The organism is Marinobacter sp. LV10MA510-1 (assembly GCF_002563885.1).
In the GTDB taxonomy this organism is placed as follows: Bacteria; Pseudomonadota; Gammaproteobacteria; order Pseudomonadales; family Oleiphilaceae; genus Marinobacter.
In genome coordinates this window covers 2,189,875-2,205,189 of record NZ_PDJA01000001.1, presented here as the reverse complement: position 1 = coordinate 2,205,189, position 15,315 = coordinate 2,189,875, and the positions used below count along the sequence as shown (strand labels likewise).

The following is a 15,315-nucleotide window of genomic DNA, read 5'->3' as shown; positions in this document are numbered from 1 at the left end:
TTCGCAACTTCACCATGCCACTTGAGTCAGCCTTTCCCTTTAACCTCAATCAGTTAGCGTTAAGTAAGTGCCATTCGGGTCTGGTCGATGTCTGATGAACGCAATGTTGCCACCATCCGCGCCAGGACGCCCCGGTATAAACCGATCCGGAGCTCAACGGGGCCTCCGGACCGGTTGCCGTCTATCAGCCAGCGACGTCGAAACGGTCGTGCATCATCACTTTGTTCCAGGCAGCAACAAAGTCCTTGACCAGCTTCTCGTGGCCGCCCTTCTGCGCGTAGAACTCGGCCAGCTGACGCAACTGCGCGTTGGCACCGAAGATCAGGTCACAGCGTGTGGCCTTGAATTTCGTGTCGCCGCTCTCGCGATCGTCCAGCGTGAATTCCATGCCTTCCTCGTCGACTTTCTTCCACTCAAACTCCGGGCTTGTCAAGTTCACGAAGAAGTCGTTGGTCAGCACGCCCGGCTTGTGCGTGAACACGCCGTGTTGCTTGTAATGACCGTCCGAGTTGATGTCCAGCACGCGCAGACCACCGGTGAGAGCCGCCCACTCCGGCGCGCTCAGACCCAGCAGAGCAGCACGATCAAGGAAGATCCGCTCCGGCGAGACGTTGTATTTGACGTCGTGCCGATGGAAATTACGGAAACCGTCCGAGACCGGCTCGAGCCAGCGAAAGGTCTGCTCGTCAGTCTGTTCAACCGTTGCGTCGTTACGACCCGGGGTGAAGGGCACCATCACGTTGATACCGGCGTCCCTGGCCGACTTTTCGACACCGGCGCAGCCGGCTAGCACGATCAGATCGGCTAGCGCGACCTTTTTGCCGCCCGACTGAGCCGCGTCGAAGTCGTGCTTGATGCCTTCCAGCGTGTTGACGACTTTATCCACTTCACCCGGGTTGTTGACCGGCCAGTCCTTCTGGGGCGCAAGGCGGATGCGGGCGCCGTTGGCACCACCGCGATTGTCGGAGGTACGGAACGTTGAGGCGGCGCCCCAGGCCACACCGATCAGCTCGGAGACGCTCAGGCCAGTGTCCAGAATCCTGTCCTTCAACTTAGCAATATCGTTGTCGTCGACCAGATCGAAATCCACAACCGGGATCGGGTCCTGCCAGATCAGATTTTCCTTGGGTACTTCCGGGCCGAGATAACGCGACTTCGGGCCCATGTCACGGTGCGTGAGCTTGTACCAGGCACGCGAGAACGCGTCAGTGAAGTAATCGAAGTCCTCGAGGAACTTCTCGCAAATCTTGTGATAAGACGGGTCGACCTTCAGTGCGATGTCTGAGGTCATCATCATCAAAGGGTGATCGACGCCCTTCAGATGCGCGTCTGGCGTGCGCGGGGCGTCAGTGTTCACCGGCGTCCACTGCAAGGAGCCTACCGGGCTGCGGGTCTGTTTCCACTCGAACTTGAACAACGATTCGAGGTAATCGTTATCCCAGACCGTTGGATTCGGGGTCCAGGAGCCCTCGATACCATTAGTCATGGTATCTTCGGCTTTGCCCTTGCCACGCGGATTGTGCCAACCCAGGCCCTGCGCTTCCATGGGCGCCCCTTCCGGCGCGGCACCGATCTGATCCGGCGGCGTCATGCCGTGCGATTTGCCGAAGGCATGGCCACCGGCGATAAGGGCTACGGTTTCTTCGTCGTTCATGGCCATGCGGCCAAACGTGATGCGGATATCGACTGCCGAATCTTCCGGAATACCCTTCTTGGCCGATCCTTCTGGATCGACGTAGATCAGGGCCTGATTTGAAGCGGCCAGCGGCGCTTCCAGATCGTAATCCTCGTCGCCGGCTTCACCGGTCCAACGCAGGTCACGGTTGACCATCTGGTCCGGATGACCTTCCAGCGGGCCGTGCGGGGCATCCTCTGGTTTCTTGCCGAACCAACCCTCCGGGCCCCAATAGGTCAAGGTGTCCGGCTCCCATGCGTCAATGCGACCGCCGGCAAAGCCGAAAGTCGGGAACCCCATGATTTCCAGCGAGCAGTTGCCCGTGAGCACGATCAGATCTGCCCAGGAGATGGACTCACCGTACTTCTGTTTGATGGGCCAAAGCAGACGACGGGACTTGTCGACGTTGCCGTTGTCCCACCAGCTGTTGATCGGCGCGAAACGCTGCATGGCTGCGCCGGCACCGCCACGGCCGTCCGCGATGCGATACGTACCGGCGGAATGCCAGGCCATGCGGATCATCTGCGGGCCATAGTTGCCGTAATCGGACGGCCACCAATCCACCGACGTCGTTAACAGTTCTTTGATATCCTTCTTGAGCTCGGCCAGATCCAGCTTGTTGAAGGCGTCGGCGTAGTTGAAGTCCTTGTCCTGAGGGTTGGCTTCGCGCGGGTTCTGGTGCAGCAGTTCAACCTGCAGTCGGTTGGGCCACCAGTGCGGCAGGGTCGGCTCGGAACCTGCAGCGCCGCCCACCGTATTACCGGCGAAGGGGCACTTGCCTCCGATTTTGATTTCTTCGCTCATACTAAGCTTCCCTTTATAATTGACAACTGCCTTGGTGTCGTATGCCAGCGTCGTCGAGTTGAGGTTGCTGCTCGTGCGCCGGCAGTTCCTGGTTGACGGTCGAAATTTGTTTGTTCATCGCGAAAATAAGCATTGGCGATTAACTTGAATGAGTCAAGAAAACGCCGGCGCTGAGAAATTATCGGATTGATAGAGTCAGTCAATCGTTTGCCCAGTACATGGTTTTACCTGAGCGGTAAACGCTCAGCCCAGAGTCGCGTACAGAAACATCATCACCACAAAGCCGCCGAGCAGTGAAAAGGTGGCAAGAGTTTTGTGTTCCTTGCGGTGGGTCTCCGGAATGATTTCATCGCTGATGATAAATAGCATGGCGCCCGCCGCGAAACCCAGGGTCCAGGGCATTAAGGGCTCGGCCAACCAGACCATGGTGGCACCGAACAGGCCGCCGAGGGGTTCCACCAGCCCGGTGAGCAGCGAAATGCTGAAGGCCTTGAGTCTGGAATGCTGAATGGCCAGAAGCGAGACGGCGACAGCCGCCCTCGGGAATATTCTGCAAGCCGATGCCGATGGCCAGCGCCAGACCGTTACCGATATTGCCCCCGGCAAATCCGACACCGACCGCCATGCCTTCCGGAAAGTTATGCAAGCCAATGGCGATGACGAACAACCAGATGCGGCGTACCCGAGCCGGGTCCGGCCCCTCCCGCCCGAGCTTGAAATGCTCATGGGGAAGACATTGGTGAATCAGGTAGAGTCCGACCGACCCCATCAACAGCCCCGCAATGACCACCAGCGTTGCTGACCAGGTTTCGCCGTACTCGATCCCGGGCAGCAAGAGCGAGAAAAACGAGGCCGCCAGCATTACGCCGGCGGCAGCGCTTAAAAGGCTGTCTTCTAAGGAGCCCGGCAGTTTTCGGACCAGAAATATACCTAAGGCGCCAACGCCCGTTCCCAGACCTGCCAAGAGGCTGGCCATTGAACCAAGCCAGACAATGCTGACGTCATGCGAGCATGAGTTCCAGATCCACTAGCATTGGCTCTCCTGATGGTTGTTTTGGGGTACGCTGAATGATCGGGTATTGCCGTCGGGACGCTAGGTGCCTTAAAACCCAAAAACTGTCCTCGGTTTCCCACCTTGCTCGCTACGATCGCTTCAGTCCGACAGTCTCCTAGTATTTTTGTGCAGTGGTCAACTAATCCCGGGCAGTATTTTAAGTTTTTCTTCCGCAACCAGCGGCGCTAGTTATAGAAAGTTTAATCCGCCCAATACCGCAATTACGAAAGTGCCGTACTACACTGAAAACGATCATCACTCAATTCACGGAGGAACCACCATGCGCTATGTTATCGCACTCGTTGTCGGTTTATTCCTGGCTGGCACAGCCCAGGCAAGCCAATGCCCGACCTTGGTCCATAAAATTGACAGCGAATTGGAAAGCAGGCAATTACCTGCGGAAGCAGTAAGTGAGATCCAAGCCCTGCGGGATCAGGGTGAAAAGTTGCATCAGCAAGGCAAGCACAGCGAATCATTGACAGTGCTTGAGCGAGCAATGGAACGCCTTGATGAAGCGTCGCAATAGACCCTCACAAACCATAGAGCGTTAATCCGCTCCGTTTTAGCCGGGTGGCGCCTTCAAGCACGCCGCCCGGATACACTGTTACGTTAACACCGGCCAGTTATTTCGGCGCCGCGCGCCCCAAAAACGGTTTCACCGTCAAGCCTTGAAATAGAATGGAAAATACCACCACCACGTAGGCCATCGGCAGAATCAGATCCCGCTCCGGCCCTGCGGGTAGCGCCAATGCCAATGCAACGGAGATGCCGCCTTTCAGGCCGCCCCAGGTTAACGCCAGAATGGAGCTGGATGTATGTTCCTGGAACGGTTTTAACGCCATCACGGGAACACCCACCGCCACCAGCCGCGCCAGAAGCACCAGCGGAATCGCTGCAAGTCCGGCCAACAGTACCGGTAATTCAAAGGTGACGATCAGGACTTCAAGACCAATCAGCAAAAACAGAACCGCGTTCAGAACTTCATCGATCAACTCCCAGAACGTATCCAGCTGCTGCTCGGTTTTTTCCGACATTGCGTATTGTCGACCATGGTTGCCGATCATCAGCCCCGCGACCACCACCGCCAACGGGCCGGACATATGCAACCGGCTGGCGAGCGCGTAGCCGCCTGCCACCAGGGCAATGGTTACCAGAATTTCGACCTGGTAATTGTCGAGGCGGCGCAGCATTTGATACCCCACCCACCCCAGTAAAAAGCCCAACACCAATCCACCCACCACTTCCTCCAGAAACAGCAGGCCAATGCCCTGAAACGAGGCCTCTCTGTCCCCCTGTGCAATGCCCAGAATGGCGATAAACATGACCACCGCAACGCCATCATTGAATAGAGACTCACCCGCAATTTTGGTGGACAAGGCTTTCGGTGTGTCCACCGATTTAAGAATAGCCAACACCGCCACTGGGTCGGTGGGCGCCACCACAGCGCCGAAGAGCAGACAGTAGATAAACGGCAGCGGAATAGTGAGCCAGCCCAGCACCAGCCACATGGCACATCCCACTAAAAATGTGGTGACCACGACACCCAGGGTCGCCAGCAGCGCCACCAGCCATTTCTGGTCGGCCAGATCGGCGAGTTTTACGTGTAAGGCACCGGCAAACAACAAAAAGCTCAATAAGCCGTTCAGCAGTGTTTCACCCAGATCAACCTGCGCAATCAGCTGCTCTGCCCAGCGTGTCAGATCCTGGCCGCCCAGGTGGTTGATACCGACCAGAGCCAGCGAAAAGGCCAGCGAAAACGCCATCACGGCGATACTCGTTGGTAAACCGATAAACCGGGCATTGATGTAACTGAACAATGCGGAGAGGCTCAGTAGGATGGCGACGATTTCAAACAGTGTCATGTATTCCTCAGAAAAACCGGGACAGAATTTTTGTCACCCGCCCAATAAAACCGCAGCCCAGATCACAAGCACCACTGTTGTAACCACTATGGCAGCAGACACTTTGTGACGCTCGAAAATAGCTTGCGCGTGATTGCCGGCAATGAGAACCAGCATTCCCAGACCATAGTATCTCAGTGCCCGGGACAAAGCAGACGCGAGCATAAACAGGAAGAAGGAATAGCGGGTGGCCCCGGCTGCCAGCATGGCAATTTGAAACGGAATCGGAATAACCCCGACACTCATAATGAACCAGAATCCGTCCCCCTCCATCCGCATGCGCACATGCTCGAATTGTTCGGGCGTCGAGACCATTTCCACGAGCAACTGCCCAGCAGCATCAAACACGAAATAGCCGACAAAATAGCCGACCGTGGCGCCTGCTAGACAGCCGAGTAAGGCAATAGTGCTGAGGAGGAATATCTGACTGCGGCGGGCCTGCATCAAGGGAACAAGAATTACTTCCAGCGGAATGGGTATGAGAATGGACTCAAGAAAAGACGCGATACCCAGCCCCCAGAAAGCGTGCCGGGAGTAGATCAGTCGTATTGCCCATCTTTTAATGCGGGCCAGTCCCCGGGGAGGGCGTGCAGCTCTGTCTGTCATTATGTTTCCTGAAACAAGTAGTCATGCTGGCAGTGGTGGACTGAAAGACGTGACACTAGCGTACGGGTATCCGGTGCAGCAATACGGGAAATCAGGATTGAGTCTGTGCTCCGGAAAATAAATCTGTGCCGGCTATCTGGCTGGCTTCTCTCGATAGTGCCTGTGCCGTAGACTTTGATGATGTTCGAGGAGATGAGTTACACAGAACTGGCGGGCCAGATTGTCAGCCTTATTGCGCTGGGCTTCTGCATTGTCGGCTTTACCAGCAAGCACGATGACCGGCTGATGGTGCTGTTGATTGCGGCGAATGTGGCCTTTGCGCTGCAGTTTGCGCTGTTTGGCAGTTGGACGGCGGCGACCCTGAGCTTGCTGGTGATCGGCCGCATTATGCTGGCGCGGCGCTATATGGGCAGCTGGCAGGTGATGCTGGCGGTATTGGGGGTGAATCTGGTGGCTGCGCTACTGACCTGGCGCAGTCCGGTAGATTTTTTTGCCATTGCGGCGGCTATTTTTGGCACCTTAGGCATGTTCATGCTCAGGGGCATTCCCATGCGGCTAATGCTGGCCGCCGCCGCGGTTGCCTGGATGCTGAACAATATTGCCATCGGTTCGGTGGGTGGCACGCTGGCGGAGGCCATGGTGTTGGTCGTTAACTTCATCACCATATACCGGTTGGCGAAAATGAAACGGCGCTATCCCGAGGCTTTCGAGAAAGCAAAAGGTCCGGGCGCGTAACAGCCTCTAGTCCTTGAGGTTGATCAGAAACCGACCCTCCTGTACATGGATGTACTGAGCGGTGCTGCACTTAATACTTGAATCCAGGGAGAGAGGTGTACGCTCATATCGTGGGTCCCGTTCATTAACAGAGTCATGCATTCATTAAATGCCACTATATTAGATTGTGCCCAAAAAGGTGAATTTCATTGTTGTTCCTCTGGCTATTGCGAAAGAGCTTAACGCGCCTTGAGCCATATGGTGCGGCTGCGCTTGCCAGATGTTGTGGCAGGGGAATGATTAGTTATTCTATCGCCCCCTAGGTTGATTCACCGGAGTTTTTGATTCATGCCCGACATCATCGTGATGTTTTTCCTGCTTGGAGTGATCGCGGGAGCCCTTCGCTCTGACCTGACGATCCCGAAGGCCGTTTACGATATTCTCAGCCTTCTGCTGATGCTGACCATAGGCCTTAAGGGCGGCATGGCCCTGCATGGCAATCTTCATTGGGGTCTGATTTCGCAAGTGCTGGCGATTATGGCGCTGGGTTTTGCCATTCCCTTGGTGCTGTTTCCGATGCTCCGCTACCTTGTTCGCTTGAATGTGGCGGACGCCGCCAGTTTCTGCGCCCACTATGGATCTGTTAGTGCAGGTACTTTCGCGGTGGCGTTGGCCTGGGTTGAGTCCCGGGGGTTGGCGACTAACGGGCAGGTTACTTTGTACTTGGTCCTGTTGGAGCTGCCGGCGATTCTTACTGGCTTGTGGCTTTATCGGCGCTACACCCAGGAGGCGGCTCAAACAAGCAGCACGGGTACACCCCTTTGGCAAGAAACCCTCACTAACAGAAGTGTGGTTTTACTGGTGGGTGGCGTGGTTATCGGCATTCTTTACGGGCCCGACAAGGGTGATGGCGTTACGGCCCCGTTAACGGGTGCTTTTTCCCTGGTGCTTTCGCTGTTCTTGTTGGAGATGGGCCTGGTTGCGGCGGAAACCCTGCGCAAGGTTCAGCTGCGCCATTGGCGTTTGATTGCTTTCGCCCTTTGCATGCCCCCGATCCTGTCGGTGCCAGGGCTTTTAGTGGGCATCTGGCTGGGCCTGGAGACCGGAACTATTGTAATTTTGGGCGCTCTTACCGCCAGTGCTTCTTACATTGCTGCGCCGGTGGCCGTGCGGCACGCCATTCCCGAAGCGGACATTGGGCTGGCGATGCTGGCCTCTCTTGGTGTGACTTTTCCGTTCAACGTATTGATTGGTATCGGGATGTACAGTCACTTTTTGGAGTTTTTGACGGCGTAGCGTTCGATTCAACGCGATCCGGAATTATAAAACTGTTTTTCTTTTCCGATTTTTTCGCGATCTAGTATGAACACTCTAATTTTTCACCGTACTGTAGATCCTGAGATCGAAGTTCGACGGACTTTTGTCGACAAACTCGCTTGGTGAACCCCTCTTCAATCAAAGCGATCATTAGCAATCAGGAGATTCAAAATGGGTAAACTCAAGACATATCAGCAACAGATTCAGGAAATTGTCGAGAAAGGCATTAATGCTGCAGAAGCGCAACAGAAAAAGCTGTCTGCCAAGCCTTTCGAGTACGCCGAGAAACTGGAATCTGGTGCCCGCGAATACAGCGTTAAGTCAGTGCGCGAACACTACTACGGCTACAGTGAAACGCTGTTCAGCCAGCTTCGCAGCCTGAATTTGCGTATGGGTAGCTTTGCTGCTGACATCTTGTCAAAGCTTGAGAAAGAAGCAGCTGAAGGCACCGATGCGGCCGCTGACGCTGTATCTGACGCCGCTGATGATGTAACCAGTGTGGCGCAGTCTACCAAACACAAGGTCAACACCAAGAAGCCGACTGCTACGAAAAGCGCAGCCAAGAAGACAAGCACCACCGCTTCTGCCTGATAGAAAAAAATTGTGTGTCCTTGGGAGGCCTTCGTGCCTCCCTTTTTTGTGCGCCCGGCATAAGAAAACATTCGCTGAACGGCAAAAGTGTTCATCGGCTTCAGTCCGGAGAAACATACCAGCGCAGGCCCAGCCGCTCGCTCCGTTCCAGCTCCGCGATCACCTGGGCCCCGAGCAACAGGATAATGGAAGCAATTTCCAGGCTGATCAGTATCACAATGATGGTAGCCAGGGAGCCATAAATGACATTAACGAAGGATATATTGAGAAAGTAGTACATCAACAGCAAACGGGTAGCTTCCCAGAGAATGGCTGCAACCAGACCACCCACAATGGCCCTCCGGGGAGAGATACGCACAATGGGTAGAACCTTATAAATGGCGCTGAACAGAATAAATACGCCAACAAAACTGATCAGGTACAGAATCAGCCCCGGGGCTTCGTAAAATGCGTTGATCAGGCTGAACAGCAGGGTTAGGGCCAGCAAACCTGCGCCCAAAATCAAGATGAAAGCATAGGGCAGGAAGGCAGACACCCAGAAACTACGGCGGGGGTTGTCGGGCCGATGGAAAATAATGGCAATGGAGTCTTCCAGCATACGAAAAGCAAACGAACTAAAAAATAGCATCACCGGCACGCCGACAATACCGATGATGTCCCTTGACTCCATAAAAGCCCGGACCGCATCGAGCAGCAGGCTGGCATTGGCCGGGGCAAAATGCTGTGTCTGCACCGCCATGACTTCCAGCAACTGCTCTTCGTTCACTACGCGGGTAAGCAATACCGTCAGCACGGCAAGCATCGGCACTGCCGACAGAAGTACGTTATAGCCAACCCCGCCCGCCAGCAACACCCCATGATTGCGCAGAAAATTGCGTAAAACCCGGTGTGCGAATTGAAGACACTGTCGAACTGGGCTTAGGTGTGGCTGCTTGTTGTCGGTTGTGTCTGTCATGGGCTAATCCTGACACAGATTGTGAGCTCCAGCAGGGTACGGGATTTCGCCAGCCTTTAGGGTTTTGCTTAAGATGCCCGTTCGCCGGCACCGTGAACAGTGAAGCTAACGATATCTTCCAGAATCGTCGACAAAGTCTTTCGGCCGGAAGCTGTTCCAATATCACCAGAGCAGGGTATGGCCGTGATTTCCGGGTAGAGCGAGGTCAGTTCGGTAATCACAGCATCTAGCTTTTCAGCACCGCGTCAGTGCAGTTCCGCCCGGTCATGCTGACGCGGCCATCGTTGTTGGCCACCCAGTATGCGTGCTTCCTGCGCTGGTTGTGTTTCGGCCTGCGCATGAAGGGCGCGGTTCAGGCGTTGGCGGGATTCGTGCATCATCTCCTGGATCTCAAGCAGAGCTTTCATGGGGTTGCTAGCCAGTCGGCGGCGGGTATCAATGACGAACTGTAACCCGCGCAGGCGGTCCTGGCTGGCTTTGCTGCTGCTGCGAATACAGTCTTCTATCAACTCCGCCCGTAATTGTTCAAACCGCTCCGGGTGATTCTCTGAAAGGTTTCTGAGCTCATCGAATGTAGGTTTTTCCACAATGCTCCCCCCTGAAAACCACCAATGGATTCGCTCCCATGTACTACCAAGTTATATCAAGTAGAGGACAGCAGTGCGTTAAAATTGCGACATGTGAGTGAGATTGACATCAGGTTACGCAGCGCTAATTTCTCGATTCATATGAGTACAAATTTGATTGACCATAACCCGGGGCTGTGATTCGATAAAAAAAGGTTAAGTGCTGCGCTGAGGAAAAATAAAATCAACCCAAAGCAAATGAAATAAGAACACAAAGCAAAAGACTTAACCAACAACAACTTGGGTCGTGTGAACACTGCTTGTGCACGAGCATCCTCCCGCAGTATTCAGAAGTTATAGCCTGTACCGGCATTGTGATAAAAAATCCCGCCATCGCAGTTGCCCTCTAAGTCGTCGCGACTTTCTAACAGAAGCTGATACTGCACGGCTCGCTGAATGCAAGTTTTGTGGCGTAGAGAAAGCAATTGCAACGAAATCGGCCTACGCTTTGGTTATTCTGGTTTTGGAATTTATTAGTATGAAACAGCATCACCTGTTATTGCCCATCGGTCTGGCACTCACGCTTACTGCCTGCGGGAATGTCGCTCAACTCTCCGTTGCCGAAGGCACCGGCCCTAATCCAATATTACCCAGCCCGAGCGAATCCCTGATTCCCACCGTCAATATTGCCAAAGCCACCGGTTGGCCTTCCGGCGGAAAACCCGATGCTGTCGCGGGAACCCGGGTGGTCGCCTTTGCAGACAACCTCGAACACCCTCGCTGGCTTTATGTTCTGCCGAATGGTGACGTGTTAGTCGCTGAAACCAATGCGCAGCCGAAACCGGACAGTGGCGGGGGAATTCGCGCCTGGATCCAGGGGCTGATAATGGAGAGTGCCGGTGCCACCGTTCCCAGCGCCGACCGGATTACCCTGCTGCGGGACAGTGATGGTGACGGCGTGGCTGACAAACGCTCGACGCTATTGGAAGACCTGCACTCTCCATTTGGCATGGCGCTGATCGGGAACGACTTCTACGTTGCCAACACCAACGCCGTCATGCGCTTTCCCTATGAGACGGGCCAGACACGCATCACCGCCGAAGGCACCAAAGTCACCGATTTGCCAGCCGGAAAGATTAACCACCACTGGACCAAGAGCATGGTTGCCAGCCCGGATGGCAACAAGCTTTACGTCGGTGTGGGCTCTAACAGTAATATCGGCGAAAACGGTCTTGAAAAGGAGAAAGGTCGCGCGTCCATTTGGGAAATCGACCCCGAAACCGGTCAGCACCGCGAATTTGCCACTGGACTACGCAACCCCGTGGGTATGACCTGGCAGCCGGAAAGCGGCGAGCTCTGGGTTGCTGTCAATGAGCGTGACCTGCTGGGCAGTGATTTGGTGCCGGACTACATGACATCGGTGGCGGATGGTGGTTTCTACGGTTGGCCCTTCAGCTATTTTGGCCAGAATGTGGATGAGCGGGTAAAACCGCGGCATCCGGAAAAAGTGGCCCGGGCCATCAAGCCCGATTACGCCCTCGGGACGCACACCGCTTCACTGGGGTTAACGGCTGCCGAGGGCAACACGCTTCCTGAACAATTCAACAACGGTATGTTTGTAGGCCAGCACGGTTCCTGGAACCGCAAACCCCGCAGTGGCTATAAAGTCATTTTTGTTCCTTTCGCCAATGGCGAACCTTATGGCCAGCCGGTCGATATACTCACCGGGTTCATCAATGCCGACGACAAAGCCCAGGGGCGTCCTGTTGGCGTTGTTATCGACAAGCAGGGTGGGCTTTTAGTGGCGGATGACGTGGGCAATATCATCTGGCGGGTCAGTCGCGCAGAATCGCAGGCACAATGAGTGGCGTCTTTTCCGCCCGGGTATTGTGCGCGTGGAAAGTCGGTCAGGTTGACATGTCCCGGGATTGACCGGAGGATCATGAGGTATGAGTAGAGCCACATACACACCCGTGAATCAGCATAGCGCCGCGCCAGATGAGCTAGTGAAGTCATTTGACGCAGCCATCAAACGCCTTGCCGAAATCAATGCAACTGAGGGCGTCTCGCCCGTTTTGGAGGTCATCGAAGCAGCACGGGCCCTGATGTTCACTGACGAAGGCCTCGAAGTTCTTTACCAGCGCGTGCCGGCGATTGAGGCGGCCGGGTGCTTTGGCGGCAGTGATTGGGATTATCCGCAGACCTTGGTGCCCTCATTGGCAGTGCGCACGATTCGCCATGGCGAACCGGTGGTAACCCTGGTTGAAAGCCTGAGTCAGATTCGCCTTCTGGCGGTGGCTAAAGGCCACTACGTACACCCTTCTATTTCTGCAGAACACGCTCAGCACTTTCTTGCCCAGGTATTGGCGATGAACCTGGATATGGTGGTCAGTGATCTTCAGGAGAGTGACCGGCTGCGGCCGGACGGGATCGGCTTCGCCGTTCAGGGTCTGTATCACTTTCTGCTCCAGCATCTGGGTTACGAGAATCTTCTGGAAGATCTGGTGGCCGAAGTCTGGCGGATTCTCGCGCAACGGCCGGTTCAGGTGGATGGTGTTAAACAGATGGTGACGCAGATCGCCGTCTGTCTGCAAAAGCCGGATGCGCTCGGTGGCGACGTCGGCGATGACGCGCTGCAACTGATCCATGCCGTATTCAGCCCTACCGAGGGCTGCCGCGAAGATCCCGGCTTCGATGTTTACGCTGAACGCCTGGCACAGATGGACGATGCCACCCTGCTGCAAGAGGCCATCGCCTTTGCCAAGGCTATACACAGTACCGGCCTCGTTTCACCCTATATGCCGGGGTTCATACGTTACTTGCGTAGCCGTTGGAACGACCTGATTCCTACAGCGTTGGGCCTGAGCCATACGGGTGCCGACGCCTTTCACTGCTACCCGGCGTTGATTCACACCCTGATTGATGAGGCCCTGTTTCCCGAGACCAGCCAGTGTGCCTACGGCCTGGCCATGATGCTCGAGCGGGGCATCCTTTACGCACCCCCGGTGGCGCCGTCTCTGTGGCGACAGATACGATTGTCGCTGTGCGAGGCCGCAGCCGAGAAAATTGTGGCTGTATTTGGGCGCAGCCGTTCGCCGGAATGCTTTCTGCTTGCGGATGTGCTCAATGTGCTCGGGCGCCCGCTGGGGGTGGGGCAAGGGAACTATCCGACGTGTCAGTCTACGCGCGCCTTGTCTATGTGGGCTTACAACATGCCGGCGGAACTGCTGCGGATTCTTGCTTGGGCCGCGCGCGATGATGAAGTAGTGATGCGCTTTGAAGGCAACAGTATTTCTTCGCGGGATCTGGGCGCCGGGCTGGCCAGCGAGCCTCCGGTGGATGTGGATGCCGTTTCACTGCTGACTGTGCCGCACCTCGACCGCATCTACTTCGAAATGGGCCGGCGCAGCGCCGGGCGTGGAGAAGATCCGCACAAATGGGTTAACTCCGCATTCCACGGTGATCATGTGGGCCACGGATTTCGCATAGCCGTCGACATCTTCACCGGTAGCCTGAAAGACTTTGAGGGGTTTATCCGCGACTTTTATTCCGCCTATCACCCTTTTTACAACGGCAACATTCCGGTCATCAATCCTCAGCCGGCCGGTATTGCCGTGACCGACAGTGCCACGCGCTTTCTCGGCTGGCACGCCATCACTATCCAGCGGCTTGCGCTGGACCCCGATGAGGTTATGCGCGTTTATTTCTTTAATCCCAATAACGACAGCGGGCAAAACTGGGGTCAGGGAATTGTCACCTCGACCCAGGGCCACGGCGAGCTCTATGGTGAAGCCTCGTTGCCGGTGGCCGAGTTCGCCTCGCGGTTGTACGTGTTTCACTACGACCCGCTCGAAAAGGGTGAGCCGGGTGATATTCCAAACGATGACGTAAAACAGGCCATGCACCTGGCCCAAAACAGTTGGGCCTTGGGGCGTTTGGGTCTGTAAATTAAGCTTTACTTCACGTAAGTCGCGGCTAAACTGGGAAATAAGGGAAACAGACCTCATCAAGCAGGCGTTTTTCCATACGTGTAATTTTTTCGCTTTCTACCGATCATAATGACAATTATTGAGGTGTGTTTATGAAACGCCATGCTTTCTCCGCCGCATTTGCCGGCACCCTGCTGAGTGCTGCTATGTTTGCAACACCTGCGATGGCCCAAGATAAAGAGCAGTTCATCACCATCGGCACTGGCGGCCAGACCGGCGTGTACTACGTCGTCGGTCAGTCGATCTGTCGTTTGGTTAACCGTCTGGAAGATGCCAATATCAAGTGTAATGCGCCGTCTACAGGTGGTTCTGTTGCCAACATCAATGGCATCAAGTCCGGCGAACTAGATATGGGTGTGGCTCAGTCAGACGTGCAGTATCAGGCCTATAACGGTACCGGCAACTTTGAAGGCGACGCCTACACAGACCTGCGTGCCGTTTTCCGGGTTCACGGCGAGCCTTTGACTCTGCTGGCTCGCGCCGATTCTGGCATTACTACCCTGGATGACCTTGCGGGCAAGCGCGTCAACATCGGTAACCCTGGTTCTGGCCAGCGCAACACCATGCAAGTGGTGATGGACGCCAAAGGCTGGACCATGGATACCTTCTCTCTGGCGTCGCAGTTGGATGCCGCCGAGCAAGCTTCAGCGCTGTCCGATAACAACATCGATGCGATGGTTTATGTGGTTGGGCACCCCAACGGTTCCATCCAGGAAGCGACCACAACCGTTGATGCTCGCCTTATCCCGTTGAACGACGAAGATGTTAAAGGCATCGTCGCCGAGTATCCGTACTACTCCGCATCGGTGATCCCTGGTGGCCTGTACAAGGGCAATGACAAAGACGTTGAAACCTTCGGCGTTGCGGCAACTTTCGTGACCACCGCTGAGGCTGATGAGGAAGTTATCTACCAGACGGTCAAGGCGGTCTTCGATAACTTCGATCGCTTCAAGCGTTTGCATCCTGCCTTTGAAAACCTGGTTCCTCAGGAAATGGCTACCCAAGGTCTTTCAGCACCGCTGCATGATGGAGCTGCCCGTTACTATCGCGAGCAAGGCTGGATTGAGTGATTATGCTTTGACGGCTGTTTTTGATGGCTGTTATGACTGAGTGACCGATGCGCGGATGCTTACAGGTATCCGC

13 protein-coding genes are annotated in these 15,315 nt (G+C 55.3%); 7 read left to right on the top strand and 6 right to left on the bottom strand.

Features of this window, described 5'->3' with window-relative positions; genetic code table 11:
* Positions 1–184: 184 nt before the first annotated feature.
* Both katG and ATI45_RS10580 read right to left on the bottom strand, forming a co-directional pair.
* Complete coding sequence (katG, locus tag ATI45_RS10585) at positions 185–2,479, bottom strand: catalase/peroxidase HPI (RefSeq protein WP_098419468.1); 2,295 nt, start codon at positions 2,477–2,479, stop codon at positions 185–187.
* Between the two features lie 243 nt (positions 2,480–2,722).
* The gene (locus ATI45_RS10580) at positions 2,723–3,205 is read right to left on the bottom strand and encodes a ZIP family metal transporter (RefSeq protein WP_228735964.1); all 483 of its coding nucleotides are present in this window, start codon (positions 3,203–3,205) and stop codon (positions 2,723–2,725) included.
* Positions 3,206–3,813: 608 nt separating this feature from the next.
* Between ATI45_RS10580 and ATI45_RS10575 the strand changes: the two genes are divergently transcribed.
* Entirely contained in the window at positions 3,814–4,059 is a 246-nt protein-coding gene (locus ATI45_RS10575; RefSeq protein ID WP_098419467.1) for a hypothetical protein, read from the top strand.
* A gap of 97 nt (positions 4,060–4,156) precedes the next feature.
* On the opposite strand, the gene ATI45_RS10570 is transcribed toward ATI45_RS10575, so the two are convergent.
* Together ATI45_RS10570 and ATI45_RS10565 are read right to left on the bottom strand one after the other, a co-directional pair.
* Positions 4,157–5,395 carry a cation:proton antiporter gene (locus tag ATI45_RS10570; protein ID WP_098419466.1) on the bottom strand — a complete coding sequence of 413 codons (1,239 nt, stop codon included), beginning with the start codon at positions 5,393–5,395 and terminating at the stop codon, positions 4,157–4,159.
* A 33-nt stretch (positions 5,396–5,428) separates the two neighbouring features.
* On the bottom strand, positions 5,429–6,040 hold the full coding sequence (locus tag ATI45_RS10565; RefSeq protein WP_098419465.1) for a YqaA family protein: 612 nt from the start codon (positions 6,038–6,040) through the stop codon (positions 5,429–5,431).
* A gap of 180 nt (positions 6,041–6,220) precedes the next feature.
* Between ATI45_RS10565 and ATI45_RS10560 the strand changes: the two genes are divergently transcribed.
* The 3 genes from ATI45_RS10560 (at position 6,221) to ATI45_RS10550 (ending at position 8,662) form a co-directional block, all read left to right on the top strand.
* Complete coding sequence (locus ATI45_RS10560) at positions 6,221–6,775, top strand: YgjV family protein (RefSeq protein ID WP_098421719.1); 555 nt, start codon at positions 6,221–6,223, stop codon at positions 6,773–6,775.
* A 327-nt stretch (positions 6,776–7,102) separates the two neighbouring features.
* A complete protein-coding gene (locus ATI45_RS10555; protein ID WP_098419464.1) occupies positions 7,103–8,050 on the top strand; it encodes a sodium-dependent bicarbonate transport family permease in 948 nt (315 codons plus the stop codon).
* Between the two features lie 192 nt (positions 8,051–8,242).
* Entirely contained in the window at positions 8,243–8,662 is a 420-nt protein-coding gene (locus ATI45_RS10550) for a hypothetical protein (RefSeq protein WP_098419463.1), read from the top strand.
* Between the two features lie 100 nt (positions 8,663–8,762).
* On the opposite strand, the gene ATI45_RS10545 is transcribed toward ATI45_RS10550, so the two are convergent.
* Both ATI45_RS10545 and ATI45_RS10540 read right to left on the bottom strand, forming a co-directional pair.
* Positions 8,763–9,617 (bottom strand): YihY/virulence factor BrkB family protein, encoded by an 855-nt coding sequence (locus tag ATI45_RS10545; protein WP_098419462.1) that lies wholly within the window; start codon positions 9,615–9,617, stop codon positions 8,763–8,765.
* Positions 9,618–9,862: 245 nt separating this feature from the next.
* Positions 9,863–10,204: a DUF3135 domain-containing protein gene (locus tag ATI45_RS10540; protein WP_179888030.1), complete on the bottom strand. Its 342-nt coding sequence runs from the start codon at positions 10,202–10,204 to the stop codon at positions 9,863–9,865.
* A 517-nt stretch (positions 10,205–10,721) separates the two neighbouring features.
* Between ATI45_RS10540 and ATI45_RS10535 the strand changes: the two genes are divergently transcribed.
* The 3 genes from ATI45_RS10535 (at position 10,722) to ATI45_RS10525 (ending at position 15,242) form a co-directional block, all read left to right on the top strand.
* Positions 10,722–12,047 carry a PQQ-dependent sugar dehydrogenase gene (locus ATI45_RS10535; protein ID WP_098421718.1) on the top strand — a complete coding sequence of 442 codons (1,326 nt, stop codon included), beginning with the start codon at positions 10,722–10,724 and terminating at the stop codon, positions 12,045–12,047.
* Positions 12,048–12,132: 85 nt separating this feature from the next.
* On the top strand, positions 12,133–14,130 hold the full coding sequence (locus ATI45_RS10530) for a hypothetical protein (protein WP_098419460.1): 1,998 nt from the start codon (positions 12,133–12,135) through the stop codon (positions 14,128–14,130).
* 134 nt (positions 14,131–14,264) lie between these two features.
* Positions 14,265–15,242: a TAXI family TRAP transporter solute-binding subunit gene (locus ATI45_RS10525; protein WP_098419459.1), complete on the top strand. Its 978-nt coding sequence runs from the start codon at positions 14,265–14,267 to the stop codon at positions 15,240–15,242.
* The last annotated feature ends 73 nt before the right edge of the window (positions 15,243–15,315 follow it).

Excerpts from the sequence above, each read along its gene's own strand:
- ATI45_RS10560 (WP_098421719.1), top strand. The coding sequence starts at position 6,221 with ATGTTCGAGGAGATGAGTTACACAGAACTGGCGGGCCAGATTGTCAGC.
- katG (WP_098419468.1), bottom strand. The coding sequence starts at position 2,479 with ATGAGCGAAGAAATCAAAATCGGAGGCAAGTGCCCCTTCGCCGGTAAT.
- ATI45_RS10535 (WP_098421718.1), top strand. The coding sequence starts at position 10,722 with ATGAAACAGCATCACCTGTTATTGCCCATCGGTCTGGCACTCACGCTT.
- ATI45_RS10565 (WP_098419465.1), bottom strand. The coding sequence starts at position 6,040 with ATGACAGACAGAGCTGCACGCCCTCCCCGGGGACTGGCCCGCATTAAA.
- ATI45_RS10555 (WP_098419464.1), top strand. The coding sequence starts at position 7,103 with ATGCCCGACATCATCGTGATGTTTTTCCTGCTTGGAGTGATCGCGGGA.
- ATI45_RS10580 (WP_228735964.1), bottom strand. The coding sequence starts at position 3,205 with ATGAGCATTTCAAGCTCGGGCGGGAGGGGCCGGACCCGGCTCGGGTAC.
- ATI45_RS10575 (WP_098419467.1), top strand. The coding sequence starts at position 3,814 with ATGCGCTATGTTATCGCACTCGTTGTCGGTTTATTCCTGGCTGGCACA.
- ATI45_RS10550 (WP_098419463.1), top strand. The coding sequence starts at position 8,243 with ATGGGTAAACTCAAGACATATCAGCAACAGATTCAGGAAATTGTCGAG.
- ATI45_RS10525 (WP_098419459.1), top strand. The coding sequence starts at position 14,265 with ATGAAACGCCATGCTTTCTCCGCCGCATTTGCCGGCACCCTGCTGAGT.
- ATI45_RS10530 (WP_098419460.1), top strand. The coding sequence starts at position 12,133 with ATGAGTAGAGCCACATACACACCCGTGAATCAGCATAGCGCCGCGCCA.
- ATI45_RS10570 (WP_098419466.1), bottom strand. The coding sequence starts at position 5,395 with ATGACACTGTTTGAAATCGTCGCCATCCTACTGAGCCTCTCCGCATTG.
- ATI45_RS10545 (WP_098419462.1), bottom strand. The coding sequence starts at position 9,617 with ATGACAGACACAACCGACAACAAGCAGCCACACCTAAGCCCAGTTCGA.